At 72.3% G+C, this 20,442-nt stretch carries 21 protein-coding genes; 11 read left to right on the top strand and 10 right to left on the bottom strand.

From position 1 onward, the window contains the following. The 3 genes from ACIBHX_RS48635 to ACIBHX_RS48625 all read left to right on the top strand — a co-directional run. Positions 1–245: DUF899 family protein (locus ACIBHX_RS48635; protein ID WP_397075377.1), on the top strand; the 245-nt coding region annotated here is incomplete at its 5' end. A gap of 94 nt (positions 246–339) precedes the next feature. Further along, a complete protein-coding gene (locus tag ACIBHX_RS48630) occupies positions 340–813 on the top strand; it encodes a hypothetical protein (protein ID WP_397075376.1) in 474 nt (157 codons plus the stop codon). A gap of 123 nt (positions 814–936) precedes the next feature. Then, a complete protein-coding gene (locus tag ACIBHX_RS48625; RefSeq protein WP_397075374.1) occupies positions 937–2,277 on the top strand; it encodes a serine hydrolase domain-containing protein in 1,341 nt (446 codons plus the stop codon). On the opposite strand, the gene ACIBHX_RS48620 is transcribed toward ACIBHX_RS48625, so the two are convergent. Further along, positions 2,264–3,070, bottom strand: coding sequence for a TIGR03620 family F420-dependent LLM class oxidoreductase (locus ACIBHX_RS48620; RefSeq protein WP_397075373.1), 807 nt, complete (start codon positions 3,068–3,070; stop codon positions 2,264–2,266). The genes ACIBHX_RS48625 and ACIBHX_RS48620 overlap by 14 nt on opposite strands. Before the next feature lie 48 nt (positions 3,071–3,118). Beyond that, positions 3,119–3,409 (bottom strand): hypothetical protein, encoded by a 291-nt coding sequence (locus tag ACIBHX_RS48615; RefSeq protein WP_397075372.1) that lies wholly within the window; start codon positions 3,407–3,409, stop codon positions 3,119–3,121. A gap of 164 nt (positions 3,410–3,573) precedes the next feature. Here ACIBHX_RS48615 and ACIBHX_RS48610 point away from each other — a divergent pair, with 164 nt between their 5' ends. Then, positions 3,574–4,926: a glycosyltransferase 87 family protein gene (locus tag ACIBHX_RS48610; protein ID WP_397075371.1), complete on the top strand. Its 1,353-nt coding sequence runs from the start codon at positions 3,574–3,576 to the stop codon at positions 4,924–4,926. Here the strand turns inward: ACIBHX_RS48610 and ACIBHX_RS48605 are convergent. Together ACIBHX_RS48605 and ACIBHX_RS48600 are read right to left on the bottom strand one after the other, a co-directional pair. Further along, positions 4,830–5,480: a glycosyltransferase family 2 protein gene (locus ACIBHX_RS48605; protein ID WP_397075369.1), complete on the bottom strand. Its 651-nt coding sequence runs from the start codon at positions 5,478–5,480 to the stop codon at positions 4,830–4,832. The two genes, ACIBHX_RS48610 and ACIBHX_RS48605, sit on opposite strands and share 97 nt — an antisense overlap. Next, entirely contained in the window at positions 5,477–6,469 is a 993-nt protein-coding gene (locus ACIBHX_RS48600; RefSeq protein ID WP_397075367.1) for an NAD-dependent epimerase/dehydratase family protein, read from the bottom strand. The genes ACIBHX_RS48605 and ACIBHX_RS48600 overlap by 4 nt, the downstream gene beginning before the upstream one ends. Positions 6,470–6,595: 126 nt before the next feature. Between ACIBHX_RS48600 and ACIBHX_RS48595 the strand changes: the two genes are divergently transcribed. Then, positions 6,596–7,567: a zinc-binding alcohol dehydrogenase family protein gene (locus tag ACIBHX_RS48595; protein ID WP_397075365.1), complete on the top strand. Its 972-nt coding sequence runs from the start codon at positions 6,596–6,598 to the stop codon at positions 7,565–7,567. On the opposite strand, the gene ACIBHX_RS48590 is transcribed toward ACIBHX_RS48595, so the two are convergent. Both ACIBHX_RS48590 and ACIBHX_RS48585 read right to left on the bottom strand, forming a co-directional pair. Further along, positions 7,557–7,733, bottom strand: a complete 177-nt coding sequence (locus tag ACIBHX_RS48590) for a hypothetical protein (RefSeq protein WP_397075363.1) — start codon at positions 7,731–7,733, stop codon at positions 7,557–7,559. The genes ACIBHX_RS48595 and ACIBHX_RS48590 overlap by 11 nt on opposite strands. Positions 7,734–7,740: 7 nt before the next feature. Then, positions 7,741–8,625: an alpha/beta fold hydrolase gene (locus ACIBHX_RS48585; protein ID WP_397075361.1), complete on the bottom strand. Its 885-nt coding sequence runs from the start codon at positions 8,623–8,625 to the stop codon at positions 7,741–7,743. Positions 8,626–8,685: 60 nt separating this feature from the next. Between ACIBHX_RS48585 and ACIBHX_RS48580 the strand changes: the two genes are divergently transcribed. Further along, the gene (locus ACIBHX_RS48580; protein WP_397075359.1) at positions 8,686–9,219 is read left to right on the top strand and encodes a helix-turn-helix domain-containing protein; all 534 of its coding nucleotides are present in this window, start codon (positions 8,686–8,688) and stop codon (positions 9,217–9,219) included. Here ACIBHX_RS48580 and ACIBHX_RS48575 read toward each other — a convergent pair. Beyond that, the gene (locus ACIBHX_RS48575; protein WP_397075358.1) at positions 9,182–11,143 is read right to left on the bottom strand and encodes a polysaccharide lyase 8 family protein; all 1,962 of its coding nucleotides are present in this window, start codon (positions 11,141–11,143) and stop codon (positions 9,182–9,184) included. The two genes, ACIBHX_RS48580 and ACIBHX_RS48575, sit on opposite strands and share 38 nt — an antisense overlap. A 47-nt stretch (positions 11,144–11,190) precedes the next feature. On the opposite strand from ACIBHX_RS48575, the gene ACIBHX_RS48570 reads away from it, so the two are divergent. Then, on the top strand, positions 11,191–11,964 hold the full coding sequence (locus ACIBHX_RS48570) for a CPBP family intramembrane glutamic endopeptidase (protein WP_397075356.1): 774 nt from the start codon (positions 11,191–11,193) through the stop codon (positions 11,962–11,964). A 2-nt stretch (positions 11,965–11,966) separates the two neighbouring features. Here ACIBHX_RS48570 and ACIBHX_RS48565 read toward each other — a convergent pair whose 3' ends face one another. Together ACIBHX_RS48565 and ACIBHX_RS48560 are read right to left on the bottom strand one after the other, a co-directional pair. Then, positions 11,967–12,944, bottom strand: a complete 978-nt coding sequence (locus tag ACIBHX_RS48565; protein WP_397075355.1) for an NADP-dependent oxidoreductase — start codon at positions 12,942–12,944, stop codon at positions 11,967–11,969. Positions 12,945–13,035: 91 nt separating this feature from the next. Next, positions 13,036–14,409, bottom strand: coding sequence for an APC family permease (locus ACIBHX_RS48560; RefSeq protein WP_397075353.1), 1,374 nt, complete (start codon positions 14,407–14,409; stop codon positions 13,036–13,038). 108 nt (positions 14,410–14,517) lie between these two features. Here ACIBHX_RS48560 and ACIBHX_RS48555 point away from each other — a divergent pair, with 108 nt between their 5' ends. From ACIBHX_RS48555 to ACIBHX_RS48545, 3 genes are read left to right on the top strand one after another with little or no spacing between them, the layout of a single operon-like run. Continuing rightward, positions 14,518–15,138 (top strand): TetR/AcrR family transcriptional regulator, encoded by a 621-nt coding sequence (locus ACIBHX_RS48555; RefSeq protein WP_397075351.1) that lies wholly within the window; start codon positions 14,518–14,520, stop codon positions 15,136–15,138. Next, a complete protein-coding gene (locus ACIBHX_RS48550; RefSeq protein WP_397075349.1) occupies positions 15,125–16,186 on the top strand; it encodes a P1 family peptidase in 1,062 nt (353 codons plus the stop codon). The genes ACIBHX_RS48555 and ACIBHX_RS48550 overlap by 14 nt, the downstream gene beginning before the upstream one ends. 44 nt (positions 16,187–16,230) lie before the next feature. After that, a complete protein-coding gene (locus ACIBHX_RS48545) occupies positions 16,231–17,028 on the top strand; it encodes a class I SAM-dependent methyltransferase (RefSeq protein ID WP_397075347.1) in 798 nt (265 codons plus the stop codon). On the opposite strand, the gene ACIBHX_RS48540 is transcribed toward ACIBHX_RS48545, so the two are convergent. After that, entirely contained in the window at positions 17,025–19,529 is a 2,505-nt protein-coding gene (locus ACIBHX_RS48540; protein WP_397075345.1) for an AAA family ATPase, read from the bottom strand. The two genes, ACIBHX_RS48545 and ACIBHX_RS48540, sit on opposite strands and share 4 nt — an antisense overlap. A 66-nt stretch (positions 19,530–19,595) precedes the next feature. Here ACIBHX_RS48540 and ACIBHX_RS48535 point away from each other — a divergent pair, with 66 nt between their 5' ends. After that, complete coding sequence (locus ACIBHX_RS48535; protein WP_397075344.1) at positions 19,596–20,420, top strand: hypothetical protein; 825 nt, start codon at positions 19,596–19,598, stop codon at positions 20,418–20,420. Positions 20,421–20,442 lie beyond the last annotated feature (22 nt).

Genomic DNA, 20,442 nt, shown 5'->3' with positions numbered 1-20,442 from the left:
CGGGCCGCGGCAACGAGCCGGCCAACGGGACCTTCGCCCTGCTCGACATGACGCCCTACGGCCGCCGCGAGGCGTGGGAGGACAACCCCGAGGGCCGGCCCGAGGGACGCGGCCCGTGCTGGTACTGGCGCTCGGACGCGGACGGGAACGCCACCTGGGGCCCGACCAGCCGCCCCGTACCGCAGTGGACCCGCCCCGGCGCGAACCCCGTGGAGACCCTCGGCCGGCACGGCCACCACCACTGACGGCCTTCGTCCACGGCGTCGGCAAAGGTGTCGGGAGCCGGGCGTGAACCTCCGGACGATGCTCTTCGACCCTGGCGCCTCTAGGATCAAGCCAATGGGTATCCCGCTTACGCAGTTCCGTTTGTATCGGTACGCGTGCGTCGAAGAATGTCAACACACATTGCTGGTCCGGGTGAACCGGCCGGGCTATCCCAACCACGATCAGACGGCCGAAGACGCGGCTGAGGATTTCGCGGATTCCGCGGCCGATCACCTTCGGACCTGGTGGCAGCACTGGATTTTGCCCCGTGACTGCCGCCGTGAACACGAGTCCCGACTGATGAACGTCTTTTTCCAGGCCGTTTCTGAAGAACTCGACGGCCCGGGCTTGCGAGAAATGTTGGTGTGGGAGGCGGTGATCGATGACGATCGGATCATCGGCGCGGCCTCTGCCGAAGAAGAGTTTTGGCGCCAGTTGAACGACTACTACGCGCCGGACGACGTACCCACATCCGACCGGCGGATTGTCTCCCATTCCGTCTATTTCCTGACTGAGCAGGACGGAGCAGGCGATCTCCGCGATGCCTGACAGGCAAAATACCGTGCCCGGGTTCGAGGTCGACGAACCTGTTGGCGTAACAGCGCGACATCAGCACCGTGACAGCGAAGGTGGGCATCGTCGGGGGCATCCACGAGGGAAGGAAACCAGAGGATGTCCCACGACAAGCTTGCCGAGTTCGTCCGGAGCGCCGCCGAGGAGTTCGGCATTCCGGGCGCCGCTGTCGGGGTGTGGGTGGGCGGCGAGGAGATCTACGCCTGCCACGGCGTGACGAGCATCGAGAACCCGCTGCCCGTCGACCAGGACACGCTCTTCCAGCTCGCCTCGATCACCAAGACTTACACGGCGACCGCGCTGATGCGTCTGGTCGAGGCGGGCAAGGTCGAGCCGGCCGCGCCGGTCCGCCGGTACGTGCCCGAGTTCCCGCTGGAGGACGAGCGGGTGACCGTGGCACGGCTGCTCAACCACACCGCGGGCCTGGACTGGGCGGTCATCGTCGACACCGGCGAGGGCGACGACGCGCTGGCCGCCTACGTGGCGAAGATGGGTGGGCTCATCGCGCCGCCCGGCAGCCGCGCGTCCTACAGCCAGGCGGGCTACAACCTGGTGGGGCGGATCATCGAGAACGTCACCGGCCTGCCGTACGAGAAGGCCGTCGCCGAGCTGGTCCTCGGGCCGGCCGGGCTGGAGAACAGCTTCTTCACGGCCCAGGACGTCATCACCAGGCGCTTCGCCGTGGGGCACGACCTCGGTGACCACGGGACACTGTCCGTCGCGCGGCCGTGGAAGGGGACGCGGGCCAACAACCCGGGCGGCGGCCTGGTGTCCTCGGTGGCCGACCAGCTGCGCTGGGCCCGCTACCACCTCGGGGACGACCCCACGCTGCGCGGGATGCGGGAGCCGACGGTCGCGCTGCGGGCCAGCACGCTGGGCGACGCCATCGGCACCGCCTGGTTCCTGCGCGACGTCGACGGCGTGGGCACCGTCGGGCACGGCGGGTCGGCCAACGGGCTGTTCGCCGAGCTGCTCCTGGTGCCCGAGCGCGATTTCGCGGTCGTCGTGGTGTCCAACGCCGGCCCGAACGGCATCCCCTTCGACCAGGCGGTCGTCCGCTGGGCGCTGGAGCACTACCTGGGCGTGATCGACCGCGACCCGGAGCCGATCCCCTACGACGCGGCCCGGGTCGGTGAGATCGTCGGCGCCTACGACATCGACGCCATGACGCTCACCATCACCGACGAAGGCCAGGAGCTGACCCTCGAGGTTCTCATCAAGCCGGAGATCCGCGCCGCCGCCGAGACCGAGCTGCCCCGCGACCACGCCCCGTTCCCGTTCGGCCTGCTCCCGGGCGACACCGATGAGTACGTGATCACCGACGGCGCCTTCAAGGGCCAGCGCGGCTTCTTCACCCGCGACGCCACCGGCACTATCACCGGCGTCGACCTGGCCGGCCGCCTGTTCAACCGCCTGGACGGCTCCCTCAGGGCCGGATGAGCGCGGCCGCCAGGTCCTGCCAAGCCTGGTGCGGGTCGGGGAGGAGGACGCCGATGGCCACCTGGTCGGCGCCCGCGTCGAAGTGGGCCTGGACGTCGGCGCTGATCTGCTCCGGCGTGCCCCAGGAGGCCACGGCGTCCACGAGGCGATCGCTCAGGCCGGAGATGTCGTCGTCGGTGAAGCCCTGGGAGCGGAAGCTGGCGACGTACCCGCCGATCTTCGACAGGAACGACAGCGGCGTCCTGATGTGCCCCCTGGCCTCCGCCGGATCCGTCAAAGGGACCACGAACTGGTGGATGACCAGCGTCGAGTCCTCGCCCAGGATCTCCCGCGCCTGCGCCGTGTACTCCGGCGTGACCAGCAGCGGCAGCGAGCCCGCCGTACGGTCGCGGGCCATGGCGAGCTTGCGTGGGCCCATAGCTGCCAGCATCCGGCGCTCGGCCGGGATGACCGGGTCGAGCTCGTCCAGGTAGGCGTTCAGCGCCGCGAGCTGGCGCGGCTCCTGCCGTCCCCCGAGCCCGACGACGAAGCGCCCCGGGTGCTCCTCCTCGATCGAGGCGTAGGTCTCGATGACGGTCGGCGCGTCGTAGATGCCGGTCGGGATGACGGAGCTGGCGACCGACACCCGCTCGGTGGCCCCGATGACCGCGCCGATCGGGTCCAGGGTCCGCAGCTGCCCGCCGGCCAGCCAGATCGTCGAGTAGCCGAGCCGCTCCAGCTCCGCGGCGTCATCCAGATAGGTGTCGGTCACGTTCAGGCCCACGCCGATGCGGCCGAGGTTCAGTCGGGTCATGCGGCCACGCTAGGAGCTCAACCACAGTTGAGGTCAACGCGTGCCGTGCTAACTCTCGTCGATGAGCCGGCCGTTCTGGGCGGAGGCGTCCCGGGTGAGCGACATGGCCAGGGGCGCCTCGGGGAAGTTCGGGATGTCCTGCAGCGCCGCGACGAGCTGCTCGACGCTGTCCCAGTACCAGATGTCGGAGTAGGTGCCGTCCTCCAGGCCGATGAGCCGGGTGGCCGACAGTCCGGGGTGCTTGGCGCGCACCGCGGCGATCAGGGTGCCACGGCGGACGATCAGCTCGTCCAGGTCGGCCGGGTCGACGGAGTAGACGTGGCTGCGAACGACGGTCATCGGGTCCTCCAGGTGGTCCGTTCTGGCTACGGACAAGAGCTTGCACGCCCCGGTTAATACATTCGCGATGCGTTCACGATGCTCGGGGTGATGACTTCTTACGGACTAAGGAAGATCTACCGCCTGCAGATGTCTTCGCAGGTCAGGCATGCGAGGCTCGCCTCATGGCGGTGGTGGTGCTCCTGGCTCTGGTGGCCGTGCTCGTCAGGCTGGCGCTCGGCGGGCCCGGCCTGCTCGGCTGGTATCTGGCCGCGTGGGCACTGTTCGGCGCCGCCCTGTGGCTGTCGCGGCGCGGCCGCCACCTGAAGCTGCTCGTCATCGGCGGCGGCCTGGCCGTCATCGCCACCGGCCTCGCGGGCCCGCCCAGCACCAGCAGCGACTCCTACCGCTACGCCTGGGACGGCCGCGTCCAGGCGGCCGGCATCTCCCCCTACGACCACGCCCCCGCCGACCCGGCGCTGGCCCCGCTGCGCGACGGCTGGCTCTTCCCGCCCGGCTGCGGCGGCTGCACCCGGATCAACCGGCCCACCGTGCACACGATCTACCCGCCGGTCGCCGAGGGTTACTTCCTGGTCGTGCACTGGCTCTCGCCCGCCGGCTCGCGCCACAAGCCGCTCCAGGTCGGCGGGGCGCTGCTGGCCTTCGCGGTGCTGCTCGCGCTGTGCCGGGTTTCCGGGGTACGGCGGGCCGCCGCGTGGGCGTGGTGCCCCGCCGTACCCATCGAGGCCGTCAACAACGCGCACGTCGACACGCTGGCCGTGCTGCTGGTCGTGCTCGCGTTCAGCGTCAACCGCGGGCGGGGAGCGCTGCTCGGCGCGGCGATCGCGGCCAAGCTGCTACCCGTCGCCACGCTGCCCGGCGCCTTGTCGGGCGTGCTGCGCCACGGGGTGGCCTGGCGGCGGATCCTGGCCATCATGGTGCCCGCGACGCTGGTCGTGGCGCTGGTCTACCTGCCCTACGTGCTGCTCTCGCGGTCCTCCGTGCTGGGCTACCTGTTCGGGTACGTCCAGGAAGAGCACTACTCGGCGCCCTCCGCCGGCGACCGGTACGCGGTGCTGCGGCTGGTGCTGCCCGACTCGTGGGCGCCGGTGGCCGCGATCGTCGTGCTGGCCGCCGTCGCGCTCTACGTGCTGCGGTACGGCGAGCCCGACCGGCCGTGGCACGGCGCCCTGCTGGTGACCGGGTCCCTGCTGCTGCTGTTCACCCCCGGCTACTCCTGGTACGCGCTGCTCGTGGTCGCGCTGGCGGCGATGGACGGCCGGTGGGAGTGGCTCGGCGTGGCGCTGGCCGGCGGCGTGGCCTACCTGGCGGGCCCGGCGACCCTGGCCTACACCCTGGCGACCGTGGCCGTCCTGGCAGGTCAGTGGCCCTCCATCAAGCGGCTGGCGGGTCAGTGGCCCTTCATCGAGCGGCTGGCGGGTCAGCGGTCGTTCATCACGCGGCGCATGTCGGAGATCGCTCGGGCGGTGCCGCGCAGCGTGCCGGTGACCTTGGAGCGGCCCCGGCGGCGCAGGTAGGCCACGTCCACCTCGGCGATCCGCCAGCCGCTCGCCGCGGCCCGCAGCACCATCTCCAGCGGGTAGCCGAACCGGCGGTCGGTCAGCCCCAGCGCCAGCAACCCGGCCCGCGAGCAGGCCCGCATCGGCCCCAGATCGTGCACGCGCGCCCCCGCCCGGCGGCGCAGGTTCCAGGCCAGGACCGCGTTGCCGAGCCGGGCGTGCAGCGGCCACGCCCCCGGCTCGGGCACCCGCCGCCCGAGCACCAGCTCGGCCTCCCCTGCCGCGACCGGCGCGACGACCTCCGGCAGCTGCCGGGGATCCAGGGAGGCGTCGGCGTCCATGAAGCACACCAGGTCCGCCGTGGCCGCGAGCAGCCCGGTGTGGCAGGCCGCGCCGAACCCCCGGCGCGGCTCGCGGACCACCCGGGCGCCCAGCTCGGCCGCAATCTTGGCGGTGCCGTCGGAGGAGCCGTTGTCGACCACGATCGGGGTGAAGCCGGGCGGGATGCGTTCCAGCACCCACGGCAGCGCGGCTTCCTCGTCCAGGCAGGGCAGCACCACGTCCACGTTCATGACTCCCCCAGCGGTGCCGTGGCGAACTCCTTCATCCCGGTCTCGAACCCGATCTCCGCCGCGAAGCCGAGCTCGGCCCTGGCCAGGGCGGGTGAGGCGACGATGTGCCTGACGTCGCCCAGCCGGTACTCGCCCGTGACCACCGGCTCGGGCCCGCCCCGCGCGGCGGCCAGCGCGGCGGCCATCTCGCCGACCGTGTGCGGGGTGCCGCTGGCCACGTTGTAGGCCACCAGCCGCCCGGGTGCCCCGGCACCCGCCGCCGCCAGGTTCGCCCTGGCCACGTCCCGCACGTGCACGAAGTCGCGCAGCTGACCGCCGTCCTCGAACACCCGCGGCGTCCTGCCCGCCTCCAGCGCGGACCTGAAGATCGCGGCCACCCCCGCGTACGGGGTGTCGCGCGGCATCCGCGGCCCGTAGACGTTGTGGTAGCGCAGCGCGACCGCCGTCCCGCCCGTCTCGCGGGCCCACCCGGCGACCAGGTGCTCCTGGGCGAGCTTGGTCGTGGCGTAGGCGTTGCGCGGGTCGGTCGGCGCGTCCTCGCTGATGACGGCGTGCCGTACCTGCGCTCCGCACACCGGGCAGGACGGCTCGAACCGGCCCCGCTCCAGGTCGATGCGGGAGCGCGGGCCCGGACGTACCCGGCCGTGCTCGGCGCAGTCGTAGGCGCCCTCGCCGTAGACCACCATCGAGGAGGCCAGCACCAGCCGCTCGACGCCATGCCTGGCCATCGCCGCCAGCAGCACGGCCGTGCCGTACACGTTGGCCGAGGCGTAGGCGGGCAGGTCCGATACGTCCACCCCGAGCCCCACCTTGGCGGCCTGGTGCACCACCAGCGCCACCCCGGGCAGCATCCGGTCCAGCGCCGCGTCGTCCCTGACGTCGGCGCCAGAACGCAGGTCGAACCCCAGCACGTCGTGCCCGGCCCCCTCGAAAGCCGCCACCACGTGCCCGCCGATGAACCCGGCCGAGCCGGTGACCAACACCCTCACGCAACCGACGGTAACCATGCCACCGCGCCCGGCTGAAGCACCGGCGGCGTGTCGTTCGCAAGCCGTAAGAACCTCAGGTCACCCGGGTCGGACAGCCCGCGGAACCGTATGAATAGGATCGGCGCCATGCGCGCCGTCGTCCTCATCGAACCCGGGCCGGTCGAGAACCTGAAGCTGGCCGACCTGCCCGTTCCCGAGCCCGAGCCGGGCTGGGTCCGTATCCGGGTGAAGGCCTTCGGGATCAACCGGTCCGAGCTGCACACCCGGCTCGGCCTGGCCGTGGGCGTGACGTTCCCCCGTGTGCCCGGGATCGAGGCGGTCGGCGTGGTCGACGCGGCGCCCGGCAGCGACCTGGAGCCGGGGCAGCAGGTGGCGGCGATGATGGGCGGGATGGGCAGGCAGTTCGACGGCGGCTACGCCGAGTACACCGTGGTGCCCAGGTCCACGGTGGTGCCGTTCTCCTCCGACCTGCCGTGGGAGGTGCTCGGCCAGGTCCCCGAGACGCTGCAGACGGCCTACGGCTCGCTCACCACCGGGCTCGACCTGCGGCAGGGCCAGAGCCTGCTGATCCGCGGCGGCACCTCCGGGGTCGGCTTCGCGGCCGCCGCTCTGGCCAGAGACATGGGCGCCACCGTCTTCGCCACCTCCCGCAGCCGCGACCGGCTCGCCGCGCTGGCCGAGCGGGGCGTCGACCACCCGCTGCTGGACGACGGCGATGTCGCCGCCCAGGTCCGCGCGATCGTCCCCGAGGGCGTGCAGGCCGCGCTGGAGCTGGTCGGCACGCCCACGCTGCCTGACACGCTGGCCGCAACCGCCGTGCACGGCACGGTGTGCTTCACCGGCATGCTGTCCAACCAGTGGACGGTCCCCGACTTCTACCCGATCGGCTACCTGCCGGCCGGTGTCCGCCTCACGGCCTACGGCGGCGAGGCGTCCGACCTGCCGACCGCGGTGCTGCAGCGGTTCCTGGACCAGATCGCCTCCGGCGAGCTGAGCCTGGGCCCGGCGACCGTCTACCGCATGGAGGAGATCCAGCGGGCCCACGACGACCTGGAGCACAATCGCGTCTTCGGCAAGCTGGTCGTCCTCACGTCGTGACAGGGGCAGCCTGCGGGCGCCCGGCGACCACCCCGTCGGCCCGCCAGCTGGACCATTCGGTCCGCACGAGGAACCCGTCGGAGGGGGCGTCCAGCCGGACCGCGACCGCGATCACTCCCAGCACGACCAGCGCGATCGCCGCTAAAGCCGGGATCCTGCGCCTCACCCCGCCATCATGACCGGCCCTCGCCCGCGCCGGGAGACCCGGCGAGTTCGGCGATGGCTTCGATCACCGCGTCCTGGCGTTCCTCGTGCAGCCAGCCGTGCCCGGCGTCGTGCAGGATCCGATGGGTGCCGCGCGGGACCGAGGCCGCCAGCCGCGCGTGCAGGCCGGTCTTGGCCGCGTTGATCGCGCGCAGCGTCTCCTCGGGCCACAGCCGGTCCTGGGTGTCGTCATGGCCCACCACGGTCAGCACGATCAGCGGCACGTCCGGCAGGGCGAGCGCCTTCCTGAGCTCGTCCGCGACCTGGTCGTAGAGGTTCCTGTCCTCCAGCAGGCCCGCCTTCCACGCCTTGGTCAGGTGGTGCTCGACCAGCCGGTCGCGCACGTCCTCCGGCCAGGCCGCGAACTGCGGCGCGACCTGCTCGCGGGCCTGTTCCAGCTGTTCTGGGGTGGGCTCGGGCCAGTCCTGGGCGTGCATGTGCTCCACCTGGTCGCGCGCCTCCTGCGGCGCGGCGGCGTGCAGGTCCTCGTGGAAGGGGTCGAGCAGCAGCAGCCCGGCCACCTCGGCGGGGAAGCGCTGGGCGTACAGGCGGGCGTAGGCGCCGCCCAGCGAGTGGCCGACCAGCACGTAGGGCCCGGGCACCGCGGCCTCCCGCAGCAGGTCGCGCAGCTCGGTGGTGACCTCGGCGGCGCTGCGGGGCAGCTCGGCCGCCTCGCTCCAGCCGGTGCCCGCCCGGTCGTAGAGCACGCTGGTGGTCAGCTCGGCCGCCCGCTCGTGGACGTTCAGGTAGTCCAGCCCGACCTGGCCCGCGCCCGGCAGCCACACCACGGCCGGGCTCCCGCTTCCCGCCTGCTCCAGCACGAGCGTGCGCCCGCCCACCTGGTAAGGCCGCATCGACGACTCCCATCATTCTCAAGAATTGAGACTATTCGCAATCGGTGAGAGCATACATCCATGGACCTCCTGGAACTGCTCGCCCATCCCGTACGGCTGCGCATCGTGCACGCCATGTCAGGAGGCCGGGTGCTGACCGCCTCCCAGCTCTGCGAGCGCTTCCCCGACGTGTCCAAGGCCACCGTGTACCGGCACATCGGCCTGCTCGCCGACGGCGGGGTGCTCGAGGTGGAGAGCGAGCAGCGGGTGCGGGGCGCGGTGGAGCGGCACTACCGGCTGCGCAGGGACCGGGCGGTCATCGACGCCGAGGCGGCTGCGGCGCTGCCTGTCGATGGTCACCGCCGGGTCTTCTCCGACGCGATGGCCACGCTGATCGCCGAGTTCAACGCCTACCTCGACGGCGATCGGGCCGACCCGGCCGCCGACCTCGTCGGATACCGCCAGCACACGCTGTGGCTGACCGATGCCGAGCGCGCCCGGCTGATCGAGGGCCTGCGGGCCGCGATCCTGCCCGTCGTCGGCAACCAGGCCTCGGACGAGCGCCGGCCCTACCTGCTCAGCCCGATCCTGTTCCCGGTGGCAGAAGCACCGTGACGGTGTGTGAGGCGCCGCCCCGGTCCGCCAGGCGGCCGAAGGTGAGCGTGAGCTTCTGCCCGGTAGCGGCGCTCGTCAACCGGGGATGGGCGCGCAGCACCCGGGAGACCGGCCGGTCCCAGGCCACGGTGAGCCCGTCGAGGTCGCGCCGAGGATCCGCCACCGTCACCGTGGCCGTGCCGCCGTGCTCGCGCACCAGCACGGCGCAGGGACCCGAGGCCGACAAGGGCCCCGCGGAGCCCGCCGTCCAGAAATTCACCGCGATCAGACCCGGAACCTGGATGCCCTGCTGATGGGCGGTGTTGGTGATCACTCTGGCCCAGCTCGGGTCGGCCGCGCGGGCCTCGGTCGCCACCTGGGTGGCGCCGGGCATCAGCAGATAGGCGTAGCTCGCCGAGCCGGGGTCGACGCCGTGGTCCAGCCAGAGCGTGGCGTAACCCCCTTCCCTTGAAGAGCGCAGGCGGCCGTCGATCACGACGTATCCCCCGTGCCCGGCCAGGTGCGCCCAGGCCGGCCGTACCGTCAAAGGCGTCGTGGCGCGGCGGTTGTCCACCACGGTCTCCACGGGGACGCCGTCGTCGCAGGTGATCCCGGCGCCCAGGCACACCACGGCATCCTGGAGGAAGATCCACGACTTGAACGCCTCCAGCGTGCTCTCCAGCCCGTTGAGGTGCTGTCCGACCGTGGCGTAGACGCCGTCGGTGGCCCCGCCGACCCATCGGCCCGGCGGGCAGGCGCCGCCCCAGGCCTCGCCCGCGCCGTCGGGCAGGCGTTTGGTGGAGACCGTGGTGCCGGGCAGCCGGTAGGGGTCGACGGTGGACCAGAACGTCCCGAAGTACTGGTCGGCGTGCCCGTCGGCCCACCAGTAGAGCATCCCCGCGCCGGTGTGCCAGCCGTGCGGGTTCTCGCCGTTGCCGTGCTCGTAGTGGGCGATCCGGTAGGAGGACATGCTGAGCCCGGCGCACCAGCCGCCCGCCCGGTGCACGGCGCGGGCGCTCATCGGCAGCAGCCGGTGCCCTGGCGGCTCGGGCGCTCCGCTCTCCCACCGCTGGATCATGGCTTCCCACCTGCGACGAAGCGCCGATGGGGCCGTCTCGCCGAGCAGCCGCACCGCCGCCGCCAGCCTGACGGCGCTGCGCCGGTCGCCGGACGGCGCCCTGCTGATCGCGCGCCCGCGCACCAGGTCCATGCAGGCGCCCGCGTGCACGAACGGCGCGAAGCCCCGTTCCACCGCGTCGTGGACGTTGCGCCGCGCCGGATCGGTCACCTCCCACGGCGTGCCGCGGACCAGCTTGAACATCGCCGCCAGCCCCGACAGCAGCACCACGCCGTACTCGCCCTGGTAGGGCACGGTCGAGTGCTGGATGAACGACCCGTCGCGGTAGATCCCGTCGCCCTCGCTCACGTAGCGGAACACCGGCGACAGCGCCGAGGTCGCCAGCGCAGCCTTGCCCGCGTCGCCGGTCAGCGTCGCCCGCAGCAGCGTCACCAGGCACAGATCCACCCGGTTGGCCGCGGTGCTGGTGCCGCTGTAGTCGGCTAACAGGCACTCGGGCACGAAGTGGTCCACGGCCTCGGCCAGCTGCTGCCCGTCCCCCAGATACGGCCCGATCAGCAGAGCCGCGTCCAGCAGCCGCTTGGGGATCCCGATCTGCCACGTCCACCAGTTGCCCTCAGGCTCGGCGCCCGCGTAGTAGACCTCCCGCCGGTACCGGTCGATCTCCGCCGCCACCGCCCGCCCCAGCGCCGCGTCCCCGGTCGCGGCGTACCGGCGCGCCATCGCCACCACGCCAGAGCCCGGCCCGCCGGCCAGTGAGATCTCCCGCCACCGCGACCGCATCGTCCCGAAGTCGTCAGAAGGTACGGCCGGCAGCACGGAAACCACGCCGAGCTGGAGGAAATCGCGCCGCGTGAGGCCCGTCACGCAAGGACCTTATCCGGGACGGACCCGATGGCCGCTACCCTGCGGCCATGCGCACAGAGACCGAGACCTTCACGCTCGCGCCCAGGCTCATCAGGGCCGAGATCCTGGCCGTGATGTCGGTCTCGCTGGGCGCCAGCGCGCTGGTGTCGCTGGTCAGGCTCATCGGGGCGCTCACGGCGCCCAAGCAGCTGAAGGGCCAGCAGGCCGTCCTGGTCGGCTCGCTGGCTCCCGGCCGGCCCTGGCTGGACCTGGCGCTGCAGCTGGTCGACATCGCGATCACGGTCGCTCCCGTCGGGCTGGTGGCCTACCTGCTGGTCAGGTCCGGGGAGTCGATGCGGACCATCGGCGTCGACCTGCGCGAGCCCCGCCGGGACCTGATCCGCGGCGCGCTGCTGGCGGCCGCGATCGGCGGCACCGGGCTGGCCTTCTACCTGATCGTGTACGCCGCGGGAGTCAACCTGACCGTGGTGCCCGGCCAGTTGCCCGACGTGTGGTGGCGGATCCCGGTCCTGCTGCTTGCCGCGGCGCAGAACGGGATCCTGGAAGAGGTGGTCGTCAGCGGCTACCTGCTGCACCGCCTGGACCAGGCGGGCTGGCGGCCCTGGCGGGCGGTCGCGCTGTCGGCGGCGCTGCGCGGGTCCTACCACCTCTACCAGGGCTTCGGCGGCTTCGTCGGCAACGTCGTGATGGGCGTCGTCTTCGGCCGCCTCTACCAGCGCTGGGGAAGGGCGATGCCGCTGGTCGTGGCGCACACGCTCATCGACGCCGTCGCCTTCGCCGGCTACGCCGCCCTGCACGGCCACGTCAGCTGGCTGCCGTGAGCCTAGTCGTCGATGACCTGCAGGACGATCTTGCCCTGGATGTGCCCTGCCTCGGCGCGTTCGTGGGCCTTCGGCGCGTCCGCGAGCGGGAAGACGCTGTCGATCCCGGCGCGCAGCAGGCCGGCGTCGACCAGGCGTGCGAGCTCGGCCATCTGCGCCCCGTCGGAGTGGACCTGACCTGAGGGGAAGGTGATGCCCAGCTCGGCCGCGCGGTCACGGTGGTATTCGCCGTGGAAGACGGGACTGATCGTGCCGCCGCGCCTGACCACGGGGAGCAACCGGTGGGCGTGCGGGCCCCCGACCGTGTCGAAGAGGTGGTCGACGTCGCGCACCACGTCCTCGACGGCCGTGGAGGTGTAGTCGATGAACCGATCGACGCCCAGGTCGCGCAGGAACGCCGCATGACGCCCGGAGGCGACCCCGATGACCCGCGCGTTCCTGGTCCTGGCGAGCTGGACGAGGAAGTGGCCGACGCCACCGGCGGCGCCGTTGACCAGGACGGTCCTGTCCGGTTCGAGCCGCACGTGGTCGAACAGGTACTGGTAGGCGGTGAGTGCGGCCATCGGGATCCCGGCGGCCTGGACGTGGTCGATCCCGGCCGGCTTGCGCGCGAGATGTGACGCGGGCGCGGTGGTGTACTCGGCGTATCCCTTGCCGCCGTTGTTCAGCTGGGGGAAGCGCACCAGCCCGAACACCTCGTCGCCTTCGCTCCACTCGGTGACCTCCGGGCCGACGGCGGCGACCACTCCCGAGACGTCCGAGCCGGGGGTGAAGGGCAGCCGCAGGGTCGGCCGCATCGCCTCGGGAATGTTCGCGAACCCGGTCCTGGCATACCAGTCGGGCGGGTTCAGACAGGCCGCGTGGATCCGGATCAACACCTCGCCCGGGCCCGGTTCGGGAAGCGGGACCTCCTCGTACGCCAAGACCTCGGGGCCGCCGAACGCGTGCAAGCGCACGGCCATCATCGTCTGCTTCGGCATCGCTACTCCTGGATCGCTCGAGCTCGATGCCCCGCCAAATATGCGGAGCGGTGCTCCGGAATATATCCGGAGCACCCCTCCGCTTGTCAATTCACTCCGATGGTCCTGTGAGCTCCCATGCGCGGCGGCGCAGGACGAGCAGGTAGTAGACCGCGCTCAGCACCGCGATCACGACGGTGGCGATCAAGCTCGGCCTGCCGACGACCGGGTCGAGGAAGTTGCGGTAGGCCACGTAGCCCAGCGCGAGCAGGGCCAGGATCGGCGCGAGCGGGAAGGCCGGCATCCGGTAGCCGGCGTGCGCGGTGGTGCCGTTGCGGCGCCCGGCGATCGTCGACAGGCACAGCGCGGCGTAGATGGCGATGATCGTGGTCGAGGTGACCACCAGCAGGAAGTGCTCGTCGACGTAGCAGAAGGCGGCGCCGATGAGCCCGGCGACGAGCGTGGCGATCCACGGGCTGCCGAAGCGCGGGTGGATGGCCCCGAGCGCCCGGCTGACCGGGCTCGGCCAGGTGCCGTCGCGGCCGGTGGAGAACACCATCCGGGCGGTGACCAGCACGATGGCCAGCACCGCGTTGAGGATGGCGACCACGATGGCCAGGCTGATGACCGTGTTCAGCGTCGAGCCGGCGGTGGCCCCGACGAAGTAGCTCATCATGTTCTCGGCCCCGAACAGGTCCTTGAGCGCGGGCGCGCCGATGAGCACGGCGGTGACCGGGATCAGCTCGGCGGCCACGGTGATGGCCAGCGCCCACAGGATCGTCCTGGCCATGGAGCGCTTGGCGTCCTGGAGCTCCTCGCCCAGGTAGACGGCCGCGCCGTACCCGTTGTAGGAGAAGATCGCCACAGCCGTGGCCGCGCCGATGAGCCCGGCGGACGCGGCGATGACCGTGCCGTCGCCGCTCGCGGCGACCGGGTGCAGCAGCAGGTCGGCGAAGGAGCGCTGCGGCTTGAGGAAGCCGAGCAGGCTCACCACGACCAGCGCGATCATCTCGATGGCCAGGAAGATCCCGGTGATCCAGGCGTTGAGCTTGATGTCGAAGACCGCCAGCACAGTCGCCAGGACCGTGGTGACGGCGCCCACGGTGGGGGCGTGCAGGCCGGGGAAGACGACCGACAGGTAGGTGCCGACGCCGAGCGCGATCACCGCGATGATCAGCAGCTGCGTGACCAGGAACAGGCCGAGCACCACGAACCCGGCCGGCTTGCCAGAGACGCGGGCCACGATCGCGTACTCGCCGCCGCTGAGCGGGTAGGCCGAGCCCAGCTCGGCGTAGACGAAGGCCATGAAGACGCCCACCACGGCCGCGAGCACGTACGCCCAGAAGGCGCCGGTGCCCGCCTGGCCGATGACGCCGGGCGCGATGATGAACACGGACGAGGCGGGAGTGATGGCGGACAGGGTGATGAAGAGGGTTCCCAGAACCTTCAGTCCGCGATGGAGATGGGGATGCCGAACGTCTACCATGACGCCTCCTGCGGGCGTGCCGTTCTTTGATTGCGTATCAAAGAACGGCACAGAAGCCCCGTCAAGACCCACTTGAGTTTTTTGACGGTTGTACAGAGAATCACCTTCATGGCCCGACCGAGCCGAGCACACGAGAAGCGCGCCGAACTGATCGCCGCCGCGCGCCAGGCGGTACTCAGGCGCGGCATCGCGGATCTGCGGCTGCGCGATGTGGCCGAGCAGGCGGAGATGTCGACCGGCTCGGTGCTCTACTACTTCCCCGCGCTCACCGACCTGCTGCGCGAGGTGCAGCGGGAGGCCGTCGAGCGCTTCTGCGTCGATCGGGAGCAGGCCGCGCGGGCCGAGCCCGACCCGCGGCACCGCCTGCGCGGCATGATCCGCACCGGCCTGCCCACCAGCACCGACGACGAACTGTGCGTGCTGCTGCTCGAGCTGGGCACCCATGCCCGGCGTGACCCGGCGTACTCGGCGCAGTACATCAGGCTGTACGAGCGGCAGGTCGCCCTCTACGCCTCGATCCTGGAGGCGGGCGCGGCGACCGGCGTGTTCACCCTGACCCGTGACGCGACCACGATCGCGCGCAGCCTCGTGGTGCTGGAGGACGGCCTCAGCCTGCACCTGACGATGGCCGTGCCGACTCTCGAACCCGGGCAGGCCGAGCGCCTGCTGCTGGCCTATGCCGCCGACGCGACCGGCTGTGACCTGGAAGGACCCGATGCGAGCACGTGAACTCGGCCTGGAACTGCCCGGCCGCCCCGGACCCGGCAACGCCATCACCGACGTGCCGGGCGTGGAGGTCGGCTACACCACGCTGATCGAGGGCGAGGCGGTGCGCACCGGCGTCACCGCGATCCTGCCGCGCGGCAGGGAGGGCTTCGACGTGCCGTGCGCGGCCGGCTGGCACTCGCTCAACGGCAACGGCGAGATGACCGGTACGGCATGGCTCAGCGAGACCGGGGTGCTCCGCCTCCCCGTGCTGATCACCAACACGCACGCCGTCGGCCCCTGCCACCGGGGCGTGATCGACTGGGTGGCCCGGCACAAACCGTCGGCCGCGGACCAGTGGCTGCTGCCCGTGGTGGCCGAGACCTGGGACGGCTACCTCAACGACATCAACGGCCCGCACGTCCGCCCCGAGCACGCGATCGCCGCCATCGACGCGGCCAGGCCCGGCCCGGTGGCCGAGGGCTCGGTCGGCGGCGGCACGGGCATGAACTGCTACGGCTTCAAGGGCGGCAGCGGCACCTCCTCCCGGCAGGTGTCGTACGGCTCGGCCACCCACACCGTGGGGGCGTTCGTGCAGGCCAACTTCGGCTCCCGCAAGGAGCTCACCGTGTGCGGCGTCCCGGTCGGGCGGGACCTGGCCGACGACGACCCGCTGGAGACCTTCTACGCCGGCGCCGGCTCGGTCATCGCGGTGATCGCCACGGACGCGCCGCTGCTGCCGATGCAGTGCACCGCGCTGGCCCGCCGGGTCCCGCTCGGGCTGGCCCGCACCGGCACCACCGGGTCGCACTTCTCCGGCGACATCTTCCTGGCCTTCTCCACGGGCAACCCGCAGGCCTTCGACACGGCGTTCCCGCGCGGCGAGCCCGGCTACGCGCAGGTGAGCTTCGTGCCGTGGAACCGGCTGGACGACTTCTTCGAGGCCGTCGTGGAGTCGGTGGAGGAGGCCGTGCTCAACGCGCTGCTCGGCGCGGAGACGATGATCGGCCGCGACGGCCACCGCTCGCCAGGCCTGCCGGTCGACCGCCTGCTCGAGCTGCTCGGCCGCTGAGCCTTTGGATTGTATTTGCTAGCCGTTTCAGTCACAATTGAAATATGCAACTCGGCCAGATCCAGCAAACGGCGCTGCTCACCCTGTATGCCCGGGCTCTGGACAGCAGGCTGTCCAGACCGATACTCGGCGACCCCCTGTCGGCGGACATCGCCTCCCAGATCGACTACGACTTCGCCAAACTGAAGGTCAAACCCAACCTGGTGTACAGCACGGCCCTGCGGGCCAGGCGGATCGACGACGCCGTCCGGGCGTTCACGACCGCCCACTCCGAGGCGATCGTGCTCGACCTCGGCTGCGGGCTCGACACCCGCGCCGCCCGCTGCGCCCCGCCCAGCGGCGTCGACTGGTACGACGTCGACTACCCGGAGATCCTCGACCTGCGGGAGAAGTACCTGCCGGGCCGCTCCCACCTCGTCGCCGCCGACCTGACCAGCGACGCCTGGCTGGAGCAGGTGCCCACCGGCCGGCCGGCGATGCTGGTGGCCGAGGGGCTGCTGCCGTTCATGCCCGGCGACACCTTCGCCACCATGATCCGCCGCCTCGCCCGGCACGTCTCCGGCGGCGAGCTCGCGCTGAACGGCTACACCCGCTTCGCCGCGTGGACCATGAAGTACCACCCCACGATCAAGGCGCTCGGCATCCAGGCCGCGCAGGGCTTCGACGACCCGCGCGAGCCCGAGTCGTGGGGCTCCGGGCTCACTCTGGCCGGGGAGCAGCTGCTCTGCCGCGATCCGCTGGTGGCCGAGTTCCCGCAGCCGCTGCGGGCGGCCACCCGGTTCATGGCGCTGGGCACCGGCATGTCGCGACAGGGCAGCCGCGTCCTGCGGTACCGCTTCTAGAGACCGCCCACGCGCTGGGCCAGCTCGGTCCTGTTGGAGACGCCGAGCTTGGGGAAGGCCCGGTACAGGTGGTGGCCCACGGTCTTCGGGCTCAGGAAGAGCTGGGCACCGATCTCCTTGTTGGTGGCTCCCGTCGCGGCCAGCCGTACGATCTGCAGCTCCTGGGGGGTCAGGGCGGACAGCGCGTCGTCCTGCGCGGCGGCGACCTGCTCTCCCGCGGCGCGCAGCTCGGCGCGGGCGTGGTCGGCCCATGGGGCGGCGCCGGCGTGCTCGAAGTACTCAAGCGCCGGGCGGAGCTGGGCGCGGGCCTCGGTCTTCCTGCGCGACCTGCGCAGCCACTCGCCGTACAGCAGCCTGCTCCTGGCCTGCTGGAAGGGCAGGTCGGGGCAGACCACCGCCTGCTCGTAGTGGTCGTTCGGGTCCTCGGCCAGCAGGGCCAGGCAACGCTGGTGTACGGCTGCCGCCCACGCCTGCCCGCAGGCCGCCGCCCACCGGCCGAAGCGGTCCACCGGGGCGCGCTCGGGACGCCCGCCCCGCACGGCCGCCTCGACCTGGTCGGCCAGGAAGTACACGGCCAGCGGGCGGGTGGCCAGCGCCTCGAACCGGTCGAAGGCCGCCTCGAAGCGACCGCGCCCCAGATCCAGCACCGCCCGCGCCCGCTCCGCCCAGTCCCCCTCGCCCGCGTAGCCCGCCCCGCCCAGAGATTCGCCTGAGGAACCTCGCGCATCGGCTGGGTCGTCGCCTCGGAGGGCGGCGGCGTAGGCGAGCAGGCCGCCGGCGTGGGCGGCGTGCCGTACCTGGCCCGTGTCGCGCGCGATGGCCAGGGCCTCGCTGGCGGTCTCCCTGCCAAGGCCGAGCAGCGTCTCAGCCTCGGCCAGCGTGGCCAGTACCCCCGGCAGCCAGCCGATCGCGCCCCTGGAGCGCAGGTCGGCCGCCAGCGCGAGCAGGTGCTCCCTGGCCGTCAGAAGGTCGCCGGACAGCAGCGCCACCGAGGTGGCACCGATCCGGAGCCCGTCGGCGCCCTCGCGCCGATGTTCCGAGGCGCGCTCCCTGATGAGCGCGAGACCCTGCCCCGGATCCCCCGACAGCAGCTCGATCGCCCCGCTGATCAGCGTGCCCGTGTCGCCGTTGAGCCGGTCGCGGACAGCGCGCAGCCCGTCCAGGTCCCCGACCGACCACGCCACCCTGGCCGCCTCGACGAGCAGCGAGGGCTCCTCGGAAAGCAGCCGCCAGGCCGTCCCGGGCGAGCCGTGCTCGAACTCGATGCGCGCCCGCAGCCGCGCCAGGTCCGCCGAACCCCCGCCGAGGTGCGCGGCCTGGTCGATCAGCACCCGCGCCCGGTCGGAGTCGCCGGAATCGGCCGCCAGCGTGGCGGCCGCGGTCAGTCTGCGGACCCGGTCCGGCACGGCGGGCGTGAGCCGGGCGGCCCGCTCGACCGCGTACCCGGAGATGTCGTGCGCCGTGGCCTCGAGCGCCGCGGCGACCTCCTCATCGGGGCCGGTCGCGGCGGCCGCCAGGTGCCAGGCCCGCCGGTCGGCCTCGGAGACCGCGGCCAGCGCCTGGTGCACCGCGATGCGCTCGGCGAACGTCGCCCCCTGATAGGCGGCGGCGCGCACCAGCGGGTGGCGGAAGGCGCCGCCGGCGACCAGCCCGGCGTGCTCGGCCGAGGCCAGCGCCGCCACGGACAGCCCGGTGGCGCGCAGCGCGGCGTCGAGATCCTCGGCCGCCAGCGCGAGCAGCAGGGTCCTGGTGTCCTGCGGCAGCCCGGCGATCCGCTCCTGGTAGGCCTCCTGGAGCCGGTGCGGCAGCGGCAGCGGCCCGGCCGACAGCGAGTCCACATCCATCGACGGCAGCTCGATCAGCGCCAGCGGATTGCCACCCGACTCGGCCAGGATCCGGTCGCGCACGTGCGCGGGCAGCCCGGGCGCGTGCTCGGCCAGCACGCCCAGCGCCGCCTCCCTGTCCAGCCCCTCCAGCACCAGCTCCGGCAGTGCCGCCGAGGCGAGCAGGTCGCGAGAAACGGCCCGGGTGGCGAACACCAGCGCCACACCCTCGCAGTCCAGCCGCCGCGCGGCGAACAGCAGTGCCTCGAGCGAGGCCCGGTCCACCCACTGGGCGTCGTCCACCAGGCAGGCCAGCGGCCCCGCCTCGGCCAGCAGCGTCAGCGTGGCCAGCCCGATCAGGAACCGGTCCGACCCCGACGACCTGGCCAGCCCGAGCGCGCCGCGCAGCGCGTCGGCCTGCGGCTCGGGCAGCGCGTCCAGCCCGCCGAGCAGCGGCCGCAGCAGCAGGTGCAGCGCGGCGAACGGTAGCTCGGCCTCGGTCTCGACGCCGCTGCCCCGCAGCACCCTGATCCCGGCCTCGGCCGCCGCCGCGTCCAGCAGCGCGCTCTTGCCGGTGCCCGGCTCGGCCCTGACGACCAGGACGCCGCTGCGCCCGGCCGCTGCGCCGGCGATCACCTGGCGCAGCCGGTCCTGCTCCTTCTGGCGGCCGAACAGCATGCCCGACAACATATCGGGCAAATGCCCGATACCTCCATTCACCAGTGGCTTCCTAGCGTGCCGGGCATGTACTCACTCGACGAGCGCGACCGGCGCTGGGCCCTGGCCCGCGACCTCATGGACGAGGAGGGCGTCGAGGCCGTCGTCGCCTACGGCGGCCCCGCCGACTCCTACCTCAGCGACGCCGGCGGCCCGATCGTGCTGCTGCCCCGCCATGGCGACCCCGTCTGCCTGTCCGACGCCCCGCTCGGCGGCGCCTGGGTGACCGACGTGCGCCCGGCCCGCCACGCCTACGGGCTGGCCGAGGCCGTACGCGACAAAGGGCTCGCGCAGGCGCCCATCGGCGTGCTCGGGCTGGACGGCGTGCCGTACCCGATCTGGGAGACCGTGCTGCGCCAGCTCCCGCAGGCGGCATTCAGGTCGGTCTGGCCGGGTTTCCTACGCCGCGCGATGCCGCAGTCGGCCGAGGAGATCGAGGTCGTCCGGCGCGGCGCGGCGCTGGGCTCCGCGATCCCCGGCGACGAGGTGAGCTTCGTGTACGGCTTCCGCGAGACGTACCACGTGGCCGCCCGGGAGTCGCCCGTGGCACGGCGGGTGTACGAGGCGGGGCTGGCGGCGCTGCGCCCGGGCGCCAGGTTCGGCGAGGCGGCGCAGGCCATGACCAACGCGCTGGAGAACGAGCGCTGCGACGGGCCGATGCTGCTGGGGCTCAACCCGCGCGGGGCGGTGGGCGCCGATCCGTCACGCCCGCCGGTGGGGCACGACCTGGAGATCGTGGCGGGGATGACGTTCGCGCTGCGGGTGGTGTGCGGCGGGGGCGCGCTGGGCGGGACGGTGCTCGTCACAGCGTTGGGCACATGCCCGATACCGCCTGATCGTCGCCTTCCATAGCGTTCTGACCTGCAAGCACACC

The organism is Nonomuraea sp. NPDC050536, assembly GCF_044457685.1.
Taxonomy (GTDB): Bacteria; Actinomycetota; Actinomycetes; order Streptosporangiales; family Streptosporangiaceae; genus Nonomuraea.
This window is presented reverse-complemented; position numbering and strand designations above follow the sequence as displayed.

Bases quoted from the DNA above. Each gene is read 5' to 3' on its own strand.
- ACIBHX_RS48630 (WP_397075376.1), top strand. From the start codon at position 340: ATGGGTATCCCGCTTACGCAGTTCCGTTTGTATCGGTACGCGTGCGTC.
- ACIBHX_RS48625 (WP_397075374.1), top strand. From the start codon at position 937: ATGTCCCACGACAAGCTTGCCGAGTTCGTCCGGAGCGCCGCCGAGGAG.
- ACIBHX_RS48620 (WP_397075373.1), bottom strand. From the start codon at position 3,070: ATGACCCGACTGAACCTCGGCCGCATCGGCGTGGGCCTGAACGTGACC.
- ACIBHX_RS48615 (WP_397075372.1), bottom strand. From the start codon at position 3,409: ATGACCGTCGTTCGCAGCCACGTCTACTCCGTCGACCCGGCCGACCTG.
- ACIBHX_RS48610 (WP_397075371.1), top strand. From the start codon at position 3,574: ATGGCGGTGGTGGTGCTCCTGGCTCTGGTGGCCGTGCTCGTCAGGCTG.
- ACIBHX_RS48605 (WP_397075369.1), bottom strand. From the start codon at position 5,480: ATGAACGTGGACGTGGTGCTGCCCTGCCTGGACGAGGAAGCCGCGCTG.
- ACIBHX_RS48595 (WP_397075365.1), top strand. From the start codon at position 6,596: ATGCGCGCCGTCGTCCTCATCGAACCCGGGCCGGTCGAGAACCTGAAG.
- ACIBHX_RS48585 (WP_397075361.1), bottom strand. From the start codon at position 8,625: ATGCGGCCTTACCAGGTGGGCGGGCGCACGCTCGTGCTGGAGCAGGCG.
- ACIBHX_RS48580 (WP_397075359.1), top strand. From the start codon at position 8,686: ATGGACCTCCTGGAACTGCTCGCCCATCCCGTACGGCTGCGCATCGTG.
- ACIBHX_RS48570 (WP_397075356.1), top strand. From the start codon at position 11,191: ATGCGCACAGAGACCGAGACCTTCACGCTCGCGCCCAGGCTCATCAGG.
- ACIBHX_RS48565 (WP_397075355.1), bottom strand. From the start codon at position 12,944: ATGCCGAAGCAGACGATGATGGCCGTGCGCTTGCACGCGTTCGGCGGC.
- ACIBHX_RS48560 (WP_397075353.1), bottom strand. From the start codon at position 14,409: ATGGTAGACGTTCGGCATCCCCATCTCCATCGCGGACTGAAGGTTCTG.
- ACIBHX_RS48555 (WP_397075351.1), top strand. From the start codon at position 14,518: ATGGCCCGACCGAGCCGAGCACACGAGAAGCGCGCCGAACTGATCGCC.
- ACIBHX_RS48550 (WP_397075349.1), top strand. From the start codon at position 15,125: ATGCGAGCACGTGAACTCGGCCTGGAACTGCCCGGCCGCCCCGGACCC.
- ACIBHX_RS48545 (WP_397075347.1), top strand. From the start codon at position 16,231: ATGCAACTCGGCCAGATCCAGCAAACGGCGCTGCTCACCCTGTATGCC.
- ACIBHX_RS48540 (WP_397075345.1), bottom strand. From the start codon at position 19,529: ATGCTGTTCGGCCGCCAGAAGGAGCAGGACCGGCTGCGCCAGGTGATC.
- ACIBHX_RS48535 (WP_397075344.1), top strand. From the start codon at position 19,596: ATGTACTCACTCGACGAGCGCGACCGGCGCTGGGCCCTGGCCCGCGAC.